Source organism: Pseudomonas pergaminensis (assembly GCF_024112395.2).
Classification (GTDB): Bacteria; Pseudomonadota; Gammaproteobacteria; order Pseudomonadales; family Pseudomonadaceae; genus Aquipseudomonas; species Aquipseudomonas pergaminensis.
Genome location: NZ_CP078013.2, coordinates 3,304,577 through 3,320,748, shown reverse-complemented (window position 1 = coordinate 3,320,748; position 16,172 = coordinate 3,304,577). Strand labels below are relative to the sequence as shown.

Below are 16,172 nucleotides of genomic sequence, written 5' to 3'. Positions count from 1 at the left end.
CCCCGAAGCGGGCTTGCTGTGGTGAGCGGGCTTGCCCCGCGCTGGGCTGCGCAGCAGCCCCATCAAAATCGCCCCACCGCCGCAGAAAGCCCGCCCATTCCAGCCCTACACGATCACCACCTCGCCCAACCCTCCACTCACGCCCACCAACGTCACCGAATCCCCCCCAACACTGATCACCGTATCCCCGCCGTACTCACGGTAATCCAAACTCCCCTCCACCCCTTTGAACACCAACGTGTCCGTCGACTGGTACCCGATCACTCGGTCCTGGCCAAAGTGCCCGCTGAACAAAAAGGTGTTATGCCCGCTGTTATCACGGATCGTGTCATTGCCCTTGCCGCCTTCGATAAAGTCCGCGCCCTTCCCGCCCTGGATCAAGTCATTGCCGTCACTGCCAATGATGAAGGTATTGCCTTTGTGCGGCTCGGCGTTGCGGTTGAGGTCCTGCACCCAGGTGTTGGCCCGCGCCGGGTCTGACAGGTTGGCGACGATCACCGTGGAGTCACGGGTCATCTGCTCATAAAAGCCCGATTCGAGAATGCGCGTCATGCCATCGCCATAGCCGGTGGGCAGGTGCGAGACCCAGGTCGGCAGGTTGACGATGGAAAACGGCAGCACATTCCACAGCGTCGAGGCGTAGTGGTCGTTGAAGCTGACGATATTGTCGGTGGTCGACTCATGGGGTTTGTCGTGCACGCCCAGTGACGACAGGTTGAACGATGAGCCATCCAGCGCACGGAATACCGGGTCGTTCTCGTAGCCGATATTGAGCACCTTGTCGCCGGCGCTCTGGGTGGGCGATGCGTAGGCCACGTAGTTGGCATCCTTGTAGAAGCCGGCCCACTTATCGGTACTCAGGTCCGCCATGCTATTGACCGCGAGGCCGCCCAGGCTATGGCCGCTGACCACCACATCCTTGCCGCTCAAGCCATGGGCGCTGGCGTAGTCAGCCACGTTCTTGAGCAAGCCGCCAAAGGCCTCGCCCACGTAATTCTTCGCATAGTCCTTGGGCCCTAGCGCCGCGAGCAAGTCGCTGACCAGGTCGCCGATGGAGTCGCTGATCAAGGTCTCCCGAGGCCCGGATGTGCCGCGAAATCCGATGCCGACTCCCAGCAATTTGCCAGCGTCATCGTACTTGCCCAGCACCTCGACCTGGGCGGTGGTGTAGCCCGCCTTCTCGCCGAAAAACGTACCCCGCGCATCGACCTTGCCGCCATAGCCCAGGGCACTGGCGCTGATCGGCGTCCAGCCGGCCTTTTGCACCGCGTCCAATGCCGCTTTTTCCGAATCCGGGTTCCACGGGATGCCCGGGATCACGCCCTGGGAATCCGTGCTGCCCAGCAATGCCCCGACCAACGTGGCCGGCAATCCCAGCCCCAGGCCATTGTGCTGATAACCCACGGCAAAACCGTTATCCAGGTTGTGATAGCTGTACAACGTGATCGCCATCGCATCCGCAAACAAGGCCTTAGAGCCCTCGCTGCCGAGGTTTTTATAGTCAAATACACCCATATCGATCCCTCTCTTATTGTTGTCAAACCCCACAATCAACGCCCAAACGCCTCATCCACCTTGGCCAAATCGGTATCGCGCAGGTTGCCCGCGTAGTAATGCAACTTGGTCCACGCCATCAAGTAGTCATACCGCGCCTGCGCGAGATCACGTCGAGTGCTGTACAACTGCTGCTCGGCGTTCAGTGCATCAAGGTTGACCCGCTCCCCGCCCAGGATGCTTTGCTTGGTCGACACCACCAGCGCCTCCGCCGACACCAGGGCCTTCTGATACGCCCTCAGCTTGCTCACCCCCGACAGACACGCGCTGAACTGTCGACGCAGCTCGATCAGGGTTTCGCGGGTCTTGCCTTCAAGCTCGTACTCGGCCTGCTCCATGGCACGGCTGGCCTGGCGGGTCGACGCCGAGATGCCGCCCCCGGCATACAGCGGCAGGCTGACTTCGACGCCGATGGTGTTGGTGTCATAGCGCTGGTTGTAGGTGTTGCCGCTGTCCGACTCCTGCTGACGCGAGCTGGCATATGCGGTGACCTTGGGCAAGTGCCCGGCGCGGTTGCGCTCCACTTCATAGCGCGCCACTTCCAGGGCCTGGCGCTGGGACGCCAGCGTGGGGTTGTTGCTGATCGCCAGTTCATGCCAGGTGTCGTAGTTGGCCGGGGTCAGGGCGAACGCGGCAAAACCCTGGTTCAGCGGTGCCAGGTCATCGATGTTGACGCTTTGCACGCCGATCAAGGCGCCCAGTTCGCGCAAAGACGCATCCTGCTCATCCAGCGCCTGGATCTCTTCGGCGGTGGCCAGTTCGTAGCGCGATTCGGCTTCGAGAATGTCCGTGCGGGTCCCCTCGCCTTGCTGGAACAAATGCCGGTTCTGCTGGAACTGTTGCTCGAACGCCTTTTTCTTGGCGCGAGCGATATCGATCTGGTCCTGGGCAAACAGCGCCTGGGTGTAATAGCTCAACACCCGCACCAGCAGCGCCTGGCTCTTGTCGCGAAAGCTCTCATCGGCAAACAGCGCCTGGGCCACGCCCTTGCGGTAGTTGGCGTAAGCCTCGTAGTCGAACAGCGGCTGTTGCAGGCTGAACGTGGAACCGTAGCTGTTGTAGTTGCGGTCGTCGTGATAAGTGCCTCCGCGCCCGTCCGGCAAGGTGGCCTGGGAGTTGTTGCGACCCTTGTTGTAGTTGTAGGACAGCTTGGGCAGCAGGCCGGCGCGGCCAATGGCGCGGTTTTCCAGGCCGGCGTCGCGCTCCTTGATGGCGCCGAGGAATACCGGGTCATTACGCAAGGCCTGTTCGTACACATCGAACGGGCCCATGGCCGCCTGGGCGGTGGAGCAGCTCAACAACAAGGCGATAAACACAGGTTTCATGTCTATTCCTCGGTCAACGCGGAGCCGGCGCGGTCGAGCAGCGGCTTGAACAGATAGTTGAGCAACGAGCGCTCGCCGGTGCGCACGAACATCTCGGCGGGCATACCGGGCTTGATCACCAGGCCGTGGAGTTTTTCCAGCGCGGCGTCGCTGACCGTGGTGCGCAGCACGTAATAGGGCGCGCCGGTCTTTTCGTCGAGCATCTGGTCGGCGGAAATCAGGCTGACCTCCCCCGGTACCCGAGGGGTGCGGCTCTGGTTGAAGGCGGTGAACAGGATGTCGACTGGCAGGTGCGTGCCAACCTTGTCCACCAAGTGCACCGGCAAGTGCCCTTCCACCTCCAGGCGTGTGCCCTGGGGCACGATTTCCAGCAAGGTTTCACCGGCGCGCACCACGGCGCCCTCGGTGTGCACACTGAGATTGACCGCGATGCCGTCTGCCGGGGCATTGATTTCGCTGTGTTGCAGGTCGAACCCGGCGGAGGTGAGTTGCTGTTCCAGGGTCAGGCTGCGCAGTTGCGCGTCGGCCAGTTGGCTGCGCACTTCCTTCTGGTATTCCTCGCTGTGCTGTTGCAATTTCAGACGCGATTCAAGAATGCCCTGCTCGACGCGGCCACTTTCCCCGGTGTTTTGCGCCAAGTCCTGCTGCACCTGGGACAACTGGCGCTGGTACTCCATCAGCCGGTTACGCGGGATGTAGCCGTTGTCCGCCAAGGGCTGCAGGTTGCTCAGTTGGTCGCGCAGGGATTGCGCCTGGGCGGTGAGGTCACTGCGGGCACGGCGCATGCCGCCCAGCTGCGCCGTGGCGCCGTCGATATTCGCGCGGATGCCGGCCTGCTCGCGGGCAAAGGCTTCGCGACGGCTGCTGAACAACTGGCGCTGGCCTTCAAGCACCAACGCCAGGGCCGGGTCGGGATTGGCGCTCAGTTCAGCGGGAAAGCGGATGCTGGTGTGGTTATCCCGTTCGCTTTGCCAGCGTGCCACGCTGGCCCAGGCCATGCGGTACTGGGCCTGCAGGGACTGCACGTCGGCCTGGTGCTGGGTCTGGTCGAGACGAAACAGCGGCTGGCCCTGTTTCACATGCTCGCCCTCCTTCACCAGAATCCGGCTGACCACGCCAGGGCTCAAGGTCTGCACAGCCTTGCGCTTGCCCGACACCACCACCGTGCCCTGGACCGGAATGCCTTGGTCCAAGGGCGCCAGGCTGGCCCACAGGAAAAACCCACCGGCACCGACCAGCGTCAGCAGCCAACCCATGCGCGCAAAAAACCGGGCGTCGCGCTCTTTGAAGCGTGGTTCAACAGTGATGCTGCTCATGCGCCTGGATTCCTTCCGGCCTGGTACTGACGACTGAAACTCACGCCGGGTTTTTCCTTCGGCGCCTCCTGCTGACCGGACAATGCCCGCAGTACTTCCTGGCTGGGCCCGAACGCCTGCAGATGCCCGTCGCTGAGCACCAGCAGCTTGTCGGCCTGGGCCAGCGCCGAGGAGCGATGGGTCACCAGCACCACGCTGCTGCCCTGGGCTTTCATCTGCACGATGGCGCTGGCCAGGGCGGCCTCGCCGACGGTGTCGAGGTTCGAATTGGGCTCATCCAGCACGATCAGGCGTGGCCCGCCATACAGCGCGCGGGCCAGGGCTACGCGTTGTTTCTGGCCGCCGGACAGGCCGCCGCCGTTGTCGCCAAGCACCGTGTCGTAGCCCTGGGGCAGGCGCAGGATCAGTTCATGCACGCCGGCCTGCTGCGCGGCACGCACCACCTGCTCGGGGTCGGCATCGCGAAAGCGCGCGATATTGTCGGCAATGCTTCCGCTGAACAGCTCGATGTCCTGGGGCAGGTAGCCGATATGCGGGCCAAGGTCGTCGCGATCCCAGCGGTGAATGTCGGCACCGTCCAGGCGCACGGTGCCGGCCAGCGTCGGCCATACCCCCACCAGCACACGGGCCAGGGTCGATTTGCCGGAGCCCGACGCGCCGAGCACACCCAGTACTTCACCAGCACCCAGGTTGAAGCTGACCTGGTGCAATGTCGCCATACGCCGCCCCGGCGGGCCGGCACTGACCTGCTCGAAACTGACCTGGCCCTTGGGCGCCGGCAGCTTCATCTGCTCGACTTCCGGGGGAAACTCACGCAGCAAGTCATCCAGGCGTTGATAGGCCAGCTTCGCCGAACTCCATTGCTTCCACACCGCAATCAACTGGTCGATGGGGCTCAACACCCGGCCCATCAGGATGGAGCCGGCGATCATCATCCCGGCAGTCATGTCGCCCCTGATCACCAGCAGTGCGCCCAGGCCCAGCACCAACGACTGCAGGCACAGGCGCAGGGACTTGCTCAGGGAAGTGATCACCGAACCGGTATCGCTGGCCGCGTTCTGCAGGCCGAGGAACTGCGAGTGCACGGCAAACCAGCGGCTGCGCAGCGCGCCGAGCATGCCCATGGCCTGGATGGTTTCGGCGTTGTGCAAGTGGCTGGTGGCCAATTGCGTGGATTGCTGGGAGTAACCGCTGGCTTCGCCCAACGGTTTTTTGGTCAGGTATTCATTCAGGCACGCCAGCCCGATCAGCAGCACGGCACCCGCCGTGGCCAACACGCCCAGCCATACGTTGAACAGGAAAATCACAAACAGGTAGATGGGAAACCACGGCGCGTCGAAAAACGCGAACAGCGCAGGCCCCGTGATGAACTGGCGGATGTGGGTCAAGTCGCCCAGGGACTGTCCGGCGTGCCCCTGGCCGCGTTGCAGGTTGCGTTCAAACGCGGCTTTGTAGACGCGCAAGTTGAAGCGCCGCTCCAACTGGCTGCCAATACGGATCACGATAAAACTGCGGATCACTTCCAACAGGCCTATAAAGGCAAAGAAGCCCACGACCATCAGCGTCAACATCACCAGGGTGGTTTCATTCTGGGAGGACAGCACGCGGTCGTACACTTGCAGCATGTAAATCGACGGCACCAGCATCAGCAGGTTAATCAATGCAGTGAAACAGCCCACACTGATCAAAATACCTTTGTATTCACCCAGCGCCTTGAATAACGGCGCGACGGCATGGGACTTCGCCATGGCTTTTTATCTTCCCTGAAGCAAATTACGCGCAATAGTTGCCCCAGCCCCGATGCACGGAGCGGTCAACTAATAAAATCAAGTGATCGGCTTATAACCGCAACTAAGGTGTACGTTGCAATACAACTTCCAGGCCAGTGGGCGTGCGCCCTTTATATTCGCCTTCCTTCTGCCGGTTGAGGTGGGTAATGCCACTGCCTTCGGCGTTCATCAACCAGATCCCGTCCGGTGTTGGGGTCCAGGTCAGGGGCTTGTCGCCCAACCATTGCGCGACGCACGCCACATCACCGCCCAAGGCATTGGCCTGCTCCAACAGGTCCAGCGCGCACACTTGGCCCTGCTGGTGCAACTGCCAATGCCCGGCCAACTGGGCGGTGGTGGGTAATACGAGACTGCTCGCCATTGCGTGGGCTCCTGCCGACACGAACATCACCTGCACGATGCAAATGATCAAAGTGAAAAAACGCTGCATCTTGCTGCTCCAGCCGTAAAGCGCGGCGCCGAAGCGCCGCGCCCGTGCATCACGCCACGATGTCGCTGACCGCTGCCTGGCCGACGGTAGTGACGAGGAAATCCGCCACGCCGTGACCGGAGAAGTCCACTGCCAAGGTGCCCAGGTTGGTACCTGCGGCGTAGGTCAGCACAGCATCGCCGGCATGCCCGGTGAAGGCATTGACGAAGGTCAGGCCTGCACCCTTGGTGATACCGGACAGGTCGATCTTGTCCGAACCCGAGGTAAAGTCAAAGATCTTGTCCGCAGCCCCAGGCTTGGAATCGGAGCTGGCACCGAACACAAAGGTGTCGTTGCCCGCGCCGCCCCACAGTTGGTCCGCCCCGCCGCCGCCGTAGATCAGGTCGTTGCCGGCCCCACCCTTGATGACGTTGGCCGCGTTGTTGCCAATGATCAAGTCATTGCCCGCGCCGCCGAAGGCGTTCTCGATGGTCACGCCCTTGGCAATGGACACGTTGCCCACCAGGCCGCCAACGTCGGAGAACGACGCTTCATTGAGGTTGATCTTCTGGTTCTGGGTGAAGCCGGAGAAGTCCAGGGTGTCGTTGCCACCACCGTCCCACACCGAGAACACCAGCTTGTCGGCATTGGAGGTGGCGCTGAGGAAATCACGCCCGGTGTTGGAGTTGAAGCCGTAGGTGGTGTCGCCAGCGCGGGTGTTGTAGTTGGCGCCGTAGAGCTTCTGGATCGCCGCGATGTCGTCGATCAGCGGGCCGGACGCGTAAGCCTCGACCCCGCCTTTGCTGAAGTTCTGGTTGGTGTTGCTCTCGCTCCAGTAGCTCATCAGGCTGTAGCCGCGCGTGTCCTGTCCATAGGTCGCGTCGTTGTAGGTCGGGTTGCCATTCCCGGCGTTGTAGTCGCCAGGGTGGGCCAGGCCCAGGGTGTGGCCGATTTCGTGGGTCAGGGTTTGCCGGCCGTAGTTGTTCAGGTCCGGGGTCTTGTTTGGCGTGTAGCTGTTGTTGGTCAGGTACCACGACGTGCCGTCGTAGCCTGCGCCGGTGCCGGGCAGGTAGGCGAAGGCGGCCGCGCCGTCCTGGCCGCTGCTGTAGTTGCCAAAGGTCATGTGGCCGTCACCGCCGGTGGCTTTCTCGGTGAAGGTGACGTTGGCCACGTCCGCCCAGGATTGCATGGCCAGTACGGCCTGTGCTTTTTGCTGTGCGTTGAACTGGCTGAAGCCTGCGATGCCATGTTTGTTCATGGTGCTCGAAGAGGCCGACGTCAGGAAGGTGTAGGTCAGGTCGATCTTGCCGTTGCCGTCAAAGTCCCGGTACGCGGCGCCGTCACGCAGCAGCTGGGTGGCCGCCTGGTCAACGGTATAGGAGGGTTTGCCATTGATCGTGAGGTTGCCGCCACGGTCATACAGATGGCTGAAGCTATCGATTTGCGAGTAAGCGGTGCTGGCTTGCGCCGCCGACACGATAGCCTTGTCTTTTACTTTTGACATAAACGTACTTCCTTGTTTGCAAGTGCATCAGTCTTTGATCGATAGGAACCCCGCGGGCGAGATCGTCCTATCACTCGCCTCTTTTGAAGGCGTAAGAAAACTGACACAACTTGAAATCTTTCGTCTACATCTTTTCCAGCACTAAAAACCGCCGAACCTACAACTTGGGGAAGTTACAGGCCGTGTTTGTTGGGCAGCGTGGCGTTTGTCCGACAAAAAACAACGCCCAGTTATTTAAATATTAAATAGCACTAACGCCGATCAAGTTGACCGGCGCTGTTAGTTATTGGATCCATTATATTGCCAGGGTGTCATTGGCAACATTAAACAGCCACTACTTGTATTAATAACTTCAAGTGGCCCCTATTACCGGGACACACTCCAACCCGTCTTGCCAAGTGCCGACAGTAACGTGTCACCCTTGAGGCCAGGCACCAGGACGCCGTGATCGGTGAGCATGTCCTCCCCGGCCAGGATTGCATTGATAATGGCTTCTTCCACCGCGTCCGCCGCAGCGCTGAACAACGGCGAGATATGGTCGTTGTTGACCATCTGCAACGCTGTGCTGAAGGGCAGCTGCCTGCGCCCGTAGTCCGCCGGCGGCAAATTCTGGTTGCCCGTGGCAAACGCCAGGAACAGGTCGCCGCTGGAGTCCTCAGTGCCGCCACCGGTCCGGGCGATGCCGATCGATGCGCGTTGCGCCAGGCGTTGGCATTGGTGCGGCAACAACGGCGCATCGGTGGCCAGGATCACCACGATCGAGCCCATGCCCGGTGTGCCTTGCTCGGCAAATGGCGAGGGAATCTCCATCAGCCGGCGCCCCACCGGGTAGCCATCCACCCGCAGTTCCTGGCGCTTGCCATGGTTGGCTTGCACCAGCACGCCGACGGTCCAGCCGCCCTGCTCCGCCGGCAAGCGCCGCGAGGCCGTGCCGATGCCGCCCTTGAACTCATGGCAGATCATGCCGGTGCCGCCACCGACCGCGCCTTCCTGCACGGGTCCCGTTTCGGCGTTGTGCACCGCTTCACGCACGTGCTCGGGGCCGACGTGCTGGCCCCAGATATCGTTGAGCAGGCCGTCATAGGTTTCCATCACCACCGGCATGCACCAGTACACCGCCGGGTCCGCCAGGCGCTCGCGCTCCAGGGCGATCAGGCTGTCGCGTACCGTGCCGATGCTGTGGGTGTTGGTGATGGCCAGCGGCGTGGTCAACAGCCCCGCTTCGCTGATCCACTCAAGGCCGGTGGCGTCGCCATTACCATTGAGCACGTGATAGCCGGCAAAGCACGGTTGCTGGCGTGCCTCGCCAGCACGCGGTTGGATCACGCTGACGCCAGTACGCACCTGCTTGCCGTCGATAAGCGTCTTGATCGTGCTGTGCCCGACCCGGACACCTGGCACGTCGGTGATGGCGTTCCACTCACCGGGCGTGCCCAGGCCCAACGTAATGCCCAATTGACGTGCGCGCATAACCACTCCTTATAATTTCTGGAAGACCGGACTCAACCGGCCACTGATGCAATACAGGATCACCGACACTGCCAGCAGGCCGATGATAATCATGATGTCCCGCACCGACGCGGCGGCCACCAGGGTGACCAACAGGTACCCCGCGCCCAGTACTGCGAGCAATGCCGGTAGCGGCCACAGCGGCATGCGATAGGGATGCTCGCGATCACGCAGCAACACCCGGCTCATCAGCGCGCTCAACGCCACCACCAGGTACACCAGCATGATCAGCAGCACGCTGAACGAGGTCAGGTCGGCCAGGTTGGAGCTGAAACTCAGCAGCGCCGAAGGAATCGCCAGGAACAGCGTAGCCAACCACGGCGAATCCCAGCGCGGATGAATACGCGTGAACAGCTTGTTGACGGTCGGCGTCCACAGCGCATCGCGCCCGCTGCTGAACACCACGCGGCCGATCTGGATCACGATGACGACGATCGCATTGAACACCGACAGGAAAATCCCGGCGCTGACCAGGCGCGACAAGGTTTCATTGCCGTGGCTGGTCAACAGGTAGCCGATAGGGTCCGGGCTGCTGATCATCTCGCTCAGGGACGGCGCGCCGATCAACAGTGCGGTGATTGGCACCAGTTCGATGACCACCACAAGGCCAAGGGACCACAGCACCGCCTTGTGCACGCCTTTGCCGCCGCATTTCATGTCCTCGGCGAGCAACACCGCCGGGCCGTAGCCGTTGTAGGAAAACAGGCCGATGCCCACGGCACCGATCACCAGGGCCCAGGGCGCCAGGTGCAGCACGCCGTTTTCGACGATCTGCGGTTGGAACAGCACGCTGGCCGGTTGCACCGGGTTGCCGAAACCAATCACCACGATCACCAGCAAGGCCGCCACTTCCAGCAACAGGCAGGTGCCGGTGATCCAGGCATTGAGCTTGATGTTGAGGATGCCCAGGGCGTAACTGCACACCACGATCACCAGGGCGACGGTCTGGGAGTCGAATGTCGTGCCGAGGGCGTTATTCAGGTAGGTCGCCGCGCCCGTGGCCAGTACCGGCGGGATAAACAGCAACATCACCAGCACGGTGAGAAACGTCGCATAGCCGGCCATGCCACCGAACACACGCTTGGCGTACACGTACTCACCGCCGGCGCTGTTGTGGGCGCGGCCGAGTTCGGCGTAGCAAAAGGCAAACATCAGTGCGAGTAAACCGGCCATCACAAACGCGAGGAACACGCCGCTGCCTGCCTGCTGGATGGCGAAAGGCGCAATGACGAATACAGAACTGGCCGGCGTCACCGCCGACACGGTAATGGCGACCACATCGAAGACACTCAAGGTGGGTTTCAGCACGCCGTCGGGCGTGGGGGAAGTGCTCATATCGTTATCCTCTGTCGTTGTTCTTGGTGTGAGGCAGAAACGAAAAATCTGATCATCGCGGGATATGTTTCCCGCTGAATGATGAGGACAATAAACACGACGTTTATGTCAGCCAATTCCCCTATTGGCGTACTCCCCTTGACGCCACCCGGCAAAAGCCGAACCCTTGGCCGATCTTTTGCTGGCGGGAGCCTGTCATATGAGCCTGTTTCGGGAGGTTGGCATGCACGCCGGCCTGGGCCGCACCGTCGCGCACATCGGCACCGAGCGTTTCTGGAAACAGCTTGTCTTGTTGCTGCATCAGTGCATGCCCTTTGATAACGCCCTGGCGATCTACTACCCGGTGGATGGCCCGCCCCAGGCCCTCGAAGAATACGACGCCCAACCCAGCAGCAAACCAGCGTCGATGCTGGTGTACCTCAATGGTTTGTATCTGCTCGACCCGTTTTTCCAGGCCTGTCGCGAGGGCTATGCCAGCGGCGTGTACCGCCTGGAGGAAGTGGCGCCGGATCATTTTCGCCAGAGTGAATACTTCCTCAATTACTTCCATGACAACGTGCTGGAAGACGAGGTGCAATTCATTCTGCAATTGCCGGGCGCGGGGACCTTGTCGCTGTCATTAGGCATGCAACGACGCTTCAGCTTTGAAGAGACCGGGCTGATGACCACCGTGGCCGCCTGGGTGTTACCGCTGATGCAACAGCACTGGCAGCAAAGCACCCAGCGTGCGCCGGCGATGGACAGTCAGATCAGGGATGCGTTGAGTCAGTTCGGCTGCGGCGTGCTCTCGGACCGCGAGCTGGAGATCGCCCGACTGGTACTGCGCGGGTTCTCCTCCAAGGCCATGGCCGAACGGCTGAACATCTCGCCGGATACAGTGAAGGTGCATCGTCGGCATTTGTACGCGAAGCTGGATATCTCGTCACAGCCGGAGCTGTTTTCGTTGTTTATCCAGTCGTTGGGGCATGACCTGGAAAACCCATGAGCCCGAGGTTGTACTCGGTTTAAATGTGGGAGCGGGCTTGCCCGCGAATGCAGTACACCAGTCGCCAGATTTATTGACCGACACTCCGTATTCGCGGGCAAGCCCGCTCCCACAGGGGGGCGGGCGTCGCACTTACTTACCGGTGCGGATGGTGTTCCACACTCGCGTACGCACCCGGTCGATATTCAACGGCATCGCTTCCAACGCGAACAATTTGCCCATCATTTCCGGGCTCGGATAGACCTTGGTGTCAGACTTGATGGCCGGGTCCACCAGGCTGTCGGCGGCTTGGTTGCCGTTGGCGTAGTGCACGTAGTTGGTGATGCTGGCCATCACTTCCGGGCGCAACAGGTAGTTCATGAATGCGTAGCCGGCTTTTTCGTTGGGCGCATCGGCGGGCATGGCGACCATGTCGAACCAGATCGCAGCGCCTTCCTTGGGAATGTTGTAGCCGATGTTCACGCCGTTCTTGGCTTCCTTGGCACGGCTTTCCGCCTGCAGGATGTCGCCAGAGAAGCCCACTGCTACGCAGATGTCGCCGTTGGCCAGGTCCGCGGTGTATTTCGAGGAATGAAAGTACGCCACATAAGGTCGCACTTTCATCAGTAGATCTTCAGCCTTTTTGTAGTCCTCGGGCTTCTTGCTGTGATGTGGCAAACCCAGGTAGTTGAGCGCGGCCGGCAGCAACTCCGGGCCATTATCCAGAATCGCCACCCCGCATTTCTGCAGCTTGGCCATGTTCTCGGGCTTGAAGATCAGGTCCCAGGAATCGACCGGCGCGTTGTCGCCCAGTACCGCCTTGACCTTGTCGATGTTGTAGCCGATGCCGGTACTGCCCCACAGGTACGGAAAGCCATGGGCATTGCCGGGGTCGTTGTTTTCCAGGGCCTTGAGCAGCACAGGGTTGAGGTTTTTCCAGTTGGGCAACTGGCTCTTGTCGAGTTTCTTCAAAGCGCCGCCCTGGATTTGCCGAGCCATGAAATGGTTGGACGGAAACACCACGTCGTAGCCGGATTTACCGGTCATCAACTTGCCGTCGAGGGTTTCATTGCTGTCGTACACGTCGTAGGTGAAACCGATACCGGTTTCTTTCTGGAAGTTCTTGGTGGTGTCCGGCGCAATGTAGTCCGACCAGTTGTAGATTTTCACCGTCTCGGCGGCCTGGCTGATAGAGGCCACCAACATCAAGGGCAACAGGGCAATGGCTTTCATGGTTCGATTTCCTGGCGGTTTTAGGGCTGTTTTTATGGCAGGCGATCAAGGATCAAAGCGTTACAGAATCAATACGTAGGTCTTGCGCACGGTCTCCTGGATATCCCAGATACCGGTGCTGTTGGCCGGCAACATCAGTGCATCGCCGGCTTCTATGTGGACGATTTCACCGTTGTCCGGGGTGAAGGTGCAGCGGCCCTGGACAAAGTGGCAAAACTCCTGGGATTTGATCTGTCGACGCCAGCGCCCGGGGGTGCACTCCCAGATGCCGGTCTCGACGCCGTCGTTGCGCTCGACGCTCAGGGTCGAGGCCACGGCAATGGGCTCACCCAGCGGCGCGACGACGGGCGACGAGTCCGGCAGGTGGGCGTTCAGCGTGTCTTTGAATTGAGTGATGCTCATGGGTTTTCCCGTGTGAGTGAAACGGCTTAGTGCATGAAACCTTCCATGAACCCGGCCACGCCGGTCGCCAGCTTGCGGCGCCACGGGGCGGTATTGGGGTTGGCCAACACCTGGTCTTCATGGACAAAACTGCGAATGATCGCGTTGTAGCCGAGCCAGCGGCAGGGTTCGGGCTCCCAGGGCTTGAGTGCCTCCAGGCCACGCTCGCGGATGACCCAGGGCTGGTGGGTCAGCGGGGTGTCGTGGCCCAGGATCAGGTCGGCCAGGGTGCGGCCGCCCAGGTTGGTGGCACCGACGCCCTCCCCGCCATACCCGCCAGACAGCGCGATGCCGGTCTTGTGGTCGCAGAGCATGTGCGGGCGGAAATTGCGCGACATGCCCAGGTTGCCACCCCAGGAATGGCTGATCCTTACGTGCTTGAGCTGCGGGAACAGCTCACCGAACAGATAGCGACGCAGCTCCACCTCACTGTCGGTCAAGTCGAAGTTGTGGCGCAGCTTGCCGGCAAACTGGTAGCCACCGCGGGCACCGAACACCAGGCGGTTGTCCGCCGTGCGCTGGCCGTAGGTGACCTGGCGACTGCTTTCGCCAAAGGCTTGGCCGTGGCTGAGGCCGATCTCATCCCAGGTACTGGCCGGCAATGGCTCCGTGGCGACGATCAGGCTCTGCACCGGCAATTGGTAACGGCCCAGCAGCGGCAACGTGTTCGCGTAGCCCTCCACCGCCGGCACCACCCAGGCTGCGCGCACACTGGCCTTGGCGGTGCGCAGGCGGCCGGATTGCCAGTGGGTAACCGGGCTGTTCTCGTAGATCGTTACACCCATGTTCTCCACCACTCGCGCCAGGCCGCGCACCAGCTTGGCGGGGTTGATGGTCGCGACGTGGGGTGCATAAATGCCGCCATACGGCTTGGCAATGCGGATCTGCTCGGCCAGTTGCTGCGGGCCGAGCCAGCGGTAGTCGGCTTCGGTCAGGCCCTGGGCATAGAGTTTGTCGAGGTAGCGGCGCAGGCTGCCTTCCTGCTCGGGATAGCGTGCGGCGCAGTACAAGGCGCCGCCCTTGCGGTAGTCACAGTCGATGCCTTCACGCGCCAGCACCTGGGCCACTTCGTCAGGGATGGCGTGCAACAGGTCAAACGAGGCGCGGCGTTGTTCGGGGTTCAGGCCGGCAAGCAAGCGGTCCTCCCCCAGCAGGTTGCCCATCAGCCAGCCGCCATTGCGACCGGAGGCGCCGAAGCCGGCGGTCTGTGCCTCGACGATGGCAATTTTCAGCTCGGGGGCCTGGCGTTTCAGGTAATACGCGGTCCACAGCCCGGTGTAACCGGCGCCGATGATGGCCACGTTGACATCCAAGTCATGCGCCAGCGCCGGCCGCGCTTGCAGCGGGTCGTCCAGCTGGTCCATCCATAAACTGATCGTGCGCCATGCCGGCATGCCAGGTTCCCCCACCTCGTTTCGATAGGGTCGATCCTAGAGCGGGCTGTCAGGGGCTGTCTTGCGCGCGTGCACGCAGGGAAATTTGTTTGACGTAGGCCTTGGGCGACTGGCCCGTGTGCTGGCGAAACGCACTGTAGAACGCCGACAGCGAATTAAAGCCTGCGGCAAACGCCAGGTCGTCGATCTTTATCGGGAGGACGGCCTTGTCCAGCGCGGCCAGCAGATGCTGGAGCCTTGCCTGGTTGACATAGCGATAGAAACTTTGGCCCAGCACTTGGTTGAGCAGGTAGGAAATCTGGTTGCGGCTATAGCCACACTCCTTGGCAACCCGCTGCAGGTCCAGCTCTGGGTCCAGGTAGGGTTGCTTGCATTCGAAATACTGCTGCAGGTCATTGGCCATGTGCCCCAATTGCTGGGGCGACAGCCCCAGGCGGCTGACCGAGGGCCGCGCGGCCTGGGCCGGCTGTTCATGCACCAGGGAGGCGTACTCGTTGACCCGCCAGATCAACCCGTCGCGCACCGTGATGGCCTCGCTGGTGCGGAACGACACCAAGCCCTGCCCGCCGCGCAAGGTAATGCGGTACTGGATGAACGCAGTGTCGCCATCGGCGCGGATGCGATCGGTGTGCTCGATCGCCTCGTCGGCCTCGCGTGGCATGCTGGCTTGCAGGTAGTCGCGCAAGTCGGCGAAACCGACGACACGGTTCTGGAAGAAGTCGTGGTACTGGATATCCGGGTGGTAGTAGGACATCACGCCCTCCAGGTCCCGGTGGCGCCAACACAGGTGATGGCGCAGCACCAGCTCGCGTGTGGCGTGGGAGTGCTGGGAGTCATCGTCCAGGGCGATGTCGGGCATGGGCGGCTCTATGGCGGGTAAACCGTGGAGATTGCCGAATTTTGCCAAGGCCATCAATGGCCAATTGGAACTTCTGACTAATGGCCTTTTGCCCAATTTCAAGTAGGACATGATCTACATCAAACTTATCGAAAACAACCGCCGAACGGGGGCAAAAAACTCACCTTGCGGCTGCGCACGGATGCTATTTTTAAGCTCTTCGATGCCAAGACCAGTGAAGGTCATGGCCCCCTGCCGCGAGCTAAAGGAAGCGCTCAATGAACAAGGTGGGCAACATGAACAAAGTGACGTTCCCCAACGCCTGCCAACTGATGCGCTGGCATTTTCATCCGATGGGCTTCGAGGGCAGCATGGATGCGCCCGGCAGCATGATCGTCCGCCTGTTCGACCGTGCCAGCGGTGAAACCCTGATCGCCATCGCCGGCATCCCCTGCGCCACCGTGATGAACGCCGCCGATGTAGAGCGGATTATCGAGGCGGTGGAGGATGAATTGGAGTCGTTTGTGCCGCCGCAGTCCCTGCGGGCCTGAGCCGACCTC

14 protein-coding genes are annotated in these 16,172 nt (G+C 61.4%); 2 read left to right on the top strand and 12 right to left on the bottom strand.

All coding sequences use genetic code 11. The annotated features are described in order from the left end of the window. Positions 1 to 105 precede the first annotated feature (105 nt). The 8 genes from KUA23_RS14950 to KUA23_RS14915 all read right to left on the bottom strand — a co-directional run bounded on the left by KUA23_RS14950 (position 106) and on the right by KUA23_RS14915 (position 10,742). Positions 106 to 1,515 carry a polyurethane esterase gene (locus KUA23_RS14950; protein ID WP_346356336.1) on the bottom strand — a complete coding sequence of 470 codons (1,410 nt, stop codon included), beginning with the start codon at positions 1,513 to 1,515 and terminating at the stop codon, positions 106 to 108. A 35-nt stretch (positions 1,516 to 1,550) separates the two neighbouring features. Beyond that, complete coding sequence (locus tag KUA23_RS14945) at positions 1,551 to 2,879, bottom strand: TolC family outer membrane protein (RefSeq protein WP_099492015.1); 1,329 nt, start codon at positions 2,877 to 2,879, stop codon at positions 1,551 to 1,553. 2 nt (positions 2,880 to 2,881) lie between these two features. Then, positions 2,882 to 4,195, bottom strand: a complete 1,314-nt coding sequence (locus tag KUA23_RS14940) for an HlyD family type I secretion periplasmic adaptor subunit (protein WP_078048416.1) — start codon at positions 4,193 to 4,195, stop codon at positions 2,882 to 2,884. Next, positions 4,192 to 5,943, bottom strand: coding sequence for a type I secretion system permease/ATPase (locus KUA23_RS14935; protein ID WP_078048415.1), 1,752 nt, complete (start codon positions 5,941 to 5,943; stop codon positions 4,192 to 4,194). Before KUA23_RS14935 ends, KUA23_RS14940 begins: the two co-directional genes overlap by 4 nt. A 103-nt stretch (positions 5,944 to 6,046) precedes the next feature. Beyond that, entirely contained in the window at positions 6,047 to 6,415 is a 369-nt protein-coding gene (locus KUA23_RS14930) for a protease inhibitor Inh/omp19 family protein (protein ID WP_078048414.1), read from the bottom strand. A 49-nt stretch (positions 6,416 to 6,464) separates the two neighbouring features. Then, positions 6,465 to 7,898 carry a serralysin family metalloprotease gene (locus KUA23_RS14925; protein WP_078048413.1) on the bottom strand — a complete coding sequence of 478 codons (1,434 nt, stop codon included), beginning with the start codon at positions 7,896 to 7,898 and terminating at the stop codon, positions 6,465 to 6,467. A 366-nt stretch (positions 7,899 to 8,264) separates the two neighbouring features. Then, positions 8,265 to 9,368: a DmpA family aminopeptidase gene (locus KUA23_RS14920; protein ID WP_100490687.1), complete on the bottom strand. Its 1,104-nt coding sequence runs from the start codon at positions 9,366 to 9,368 to the stop codon at positions 8,265 to 8,267. Between the two features lie 9 nt (positions 9,369 to 9,377). Then, a complete protein-coding gene (locus KUA23_RS14915) occupies positions 9,378 to 10,742 on the bottom strand; it encodes an APC family permease (protein ID WP_252992295.1) in 1,365 nt (454 codons plus the stop codon). A gap of 199 nt (positions 10,743 to 10,941) precedes the next feature. Here KUA23_RS14915 and KUA23_RS14910 point away from each other — a divergent pair, with 199 nt between their 5' ends. Next, entirely contained in the window at positions 10,942 to 11,727 is a 786-nt protein-coding gene (locus KUA23_RS14910) for a helix-turn-helix transcriptional regulator (RefSeq protein ID WP_100490689.1), read from the top strand. Between the two features lie 132 nt (positions 11,728 to 11,859). On the opposite strand, the gene KUA23_RS14905 is transcribed toward KUA23_RS14910, so the two are convergent. Genes KUA23_RS14905 through KUA23_RS14890 form a run of 4 tightly spaced genes read right to left on the bottom strand, consistent with a single transcriptional unit; the run spans position 11,860 to position 15,633 of the window. Then, entirely contained in the window at positions 11,860 to 12,939 is a 1,080-nt protein-coding gene (locus KUA23_RS14905) for a polyamine ABC transporter substrate-binding protein (RefSeq protein ID WP_078048410.1), read from the bottom strand. Positions 12,940 to 12,999: 60 nt separating this feature from the next. Beyond that, positions 13,000 to 13,341 carry a cupin domain-containing protein gene (locus KUA23_RS14900; protein WP_100490690.1) on the bottom strand — a complete coding sequence of 114 codons (342 nt, stop codon included), beginning with the start codon at positions 13,339 to 13,341 and terminating at the stop codon, positions 13,000 to 13,002. Between the two features lie 26 nt (positions 13,342 to 13,367). After that, complete coding sequence (locus tag KUA23_RS14895; RefSeq protein WP_252992294.1) at positions 13,368 to 14,774, bottom strand: NAD(P)/FAD-dependent oxidoreductase; 1,407 nt, start codon at positions 14,772 to 14,774, stop codon at positions 13,368 to 13,370. 49 nt (positions 14,775 to 14,823) lie between these two features. Beyond that, the gene (locus KUA23_RS14890; RefSeq protein ID WP_214497048.1) at positions 14,824 to 15,633 is read right to left on the bottom strand and encodes a helix-turn-helix transcriptional regulator; all 810 of its coding nucleotides are present in this window, start codon (positions 15,631 to 15,633) and stop codon (positions 14,824 to 14,826) included. A gap of 257 nt (positions 15,634 to 15,890) precedes the next feature. Here KUA23_RS14890 and KUA23_RS14885 point away from each other — a divergent pair, with 257 nt between their 5' ends. Next, on the top strand, positions 15,891 to 16,163 hold the full coding sequence (locus tag KUA23_RS14885) for a DUF1652 domain-containing protein (RefSeq protein WP_049708382.1): 273 nt from the start codon (positions 15,891 to 15,893) through the stop codon (positions 16,161 to 16,163). Positions 16,164 to 16,172: the final 9 nt, after the last annotated feature.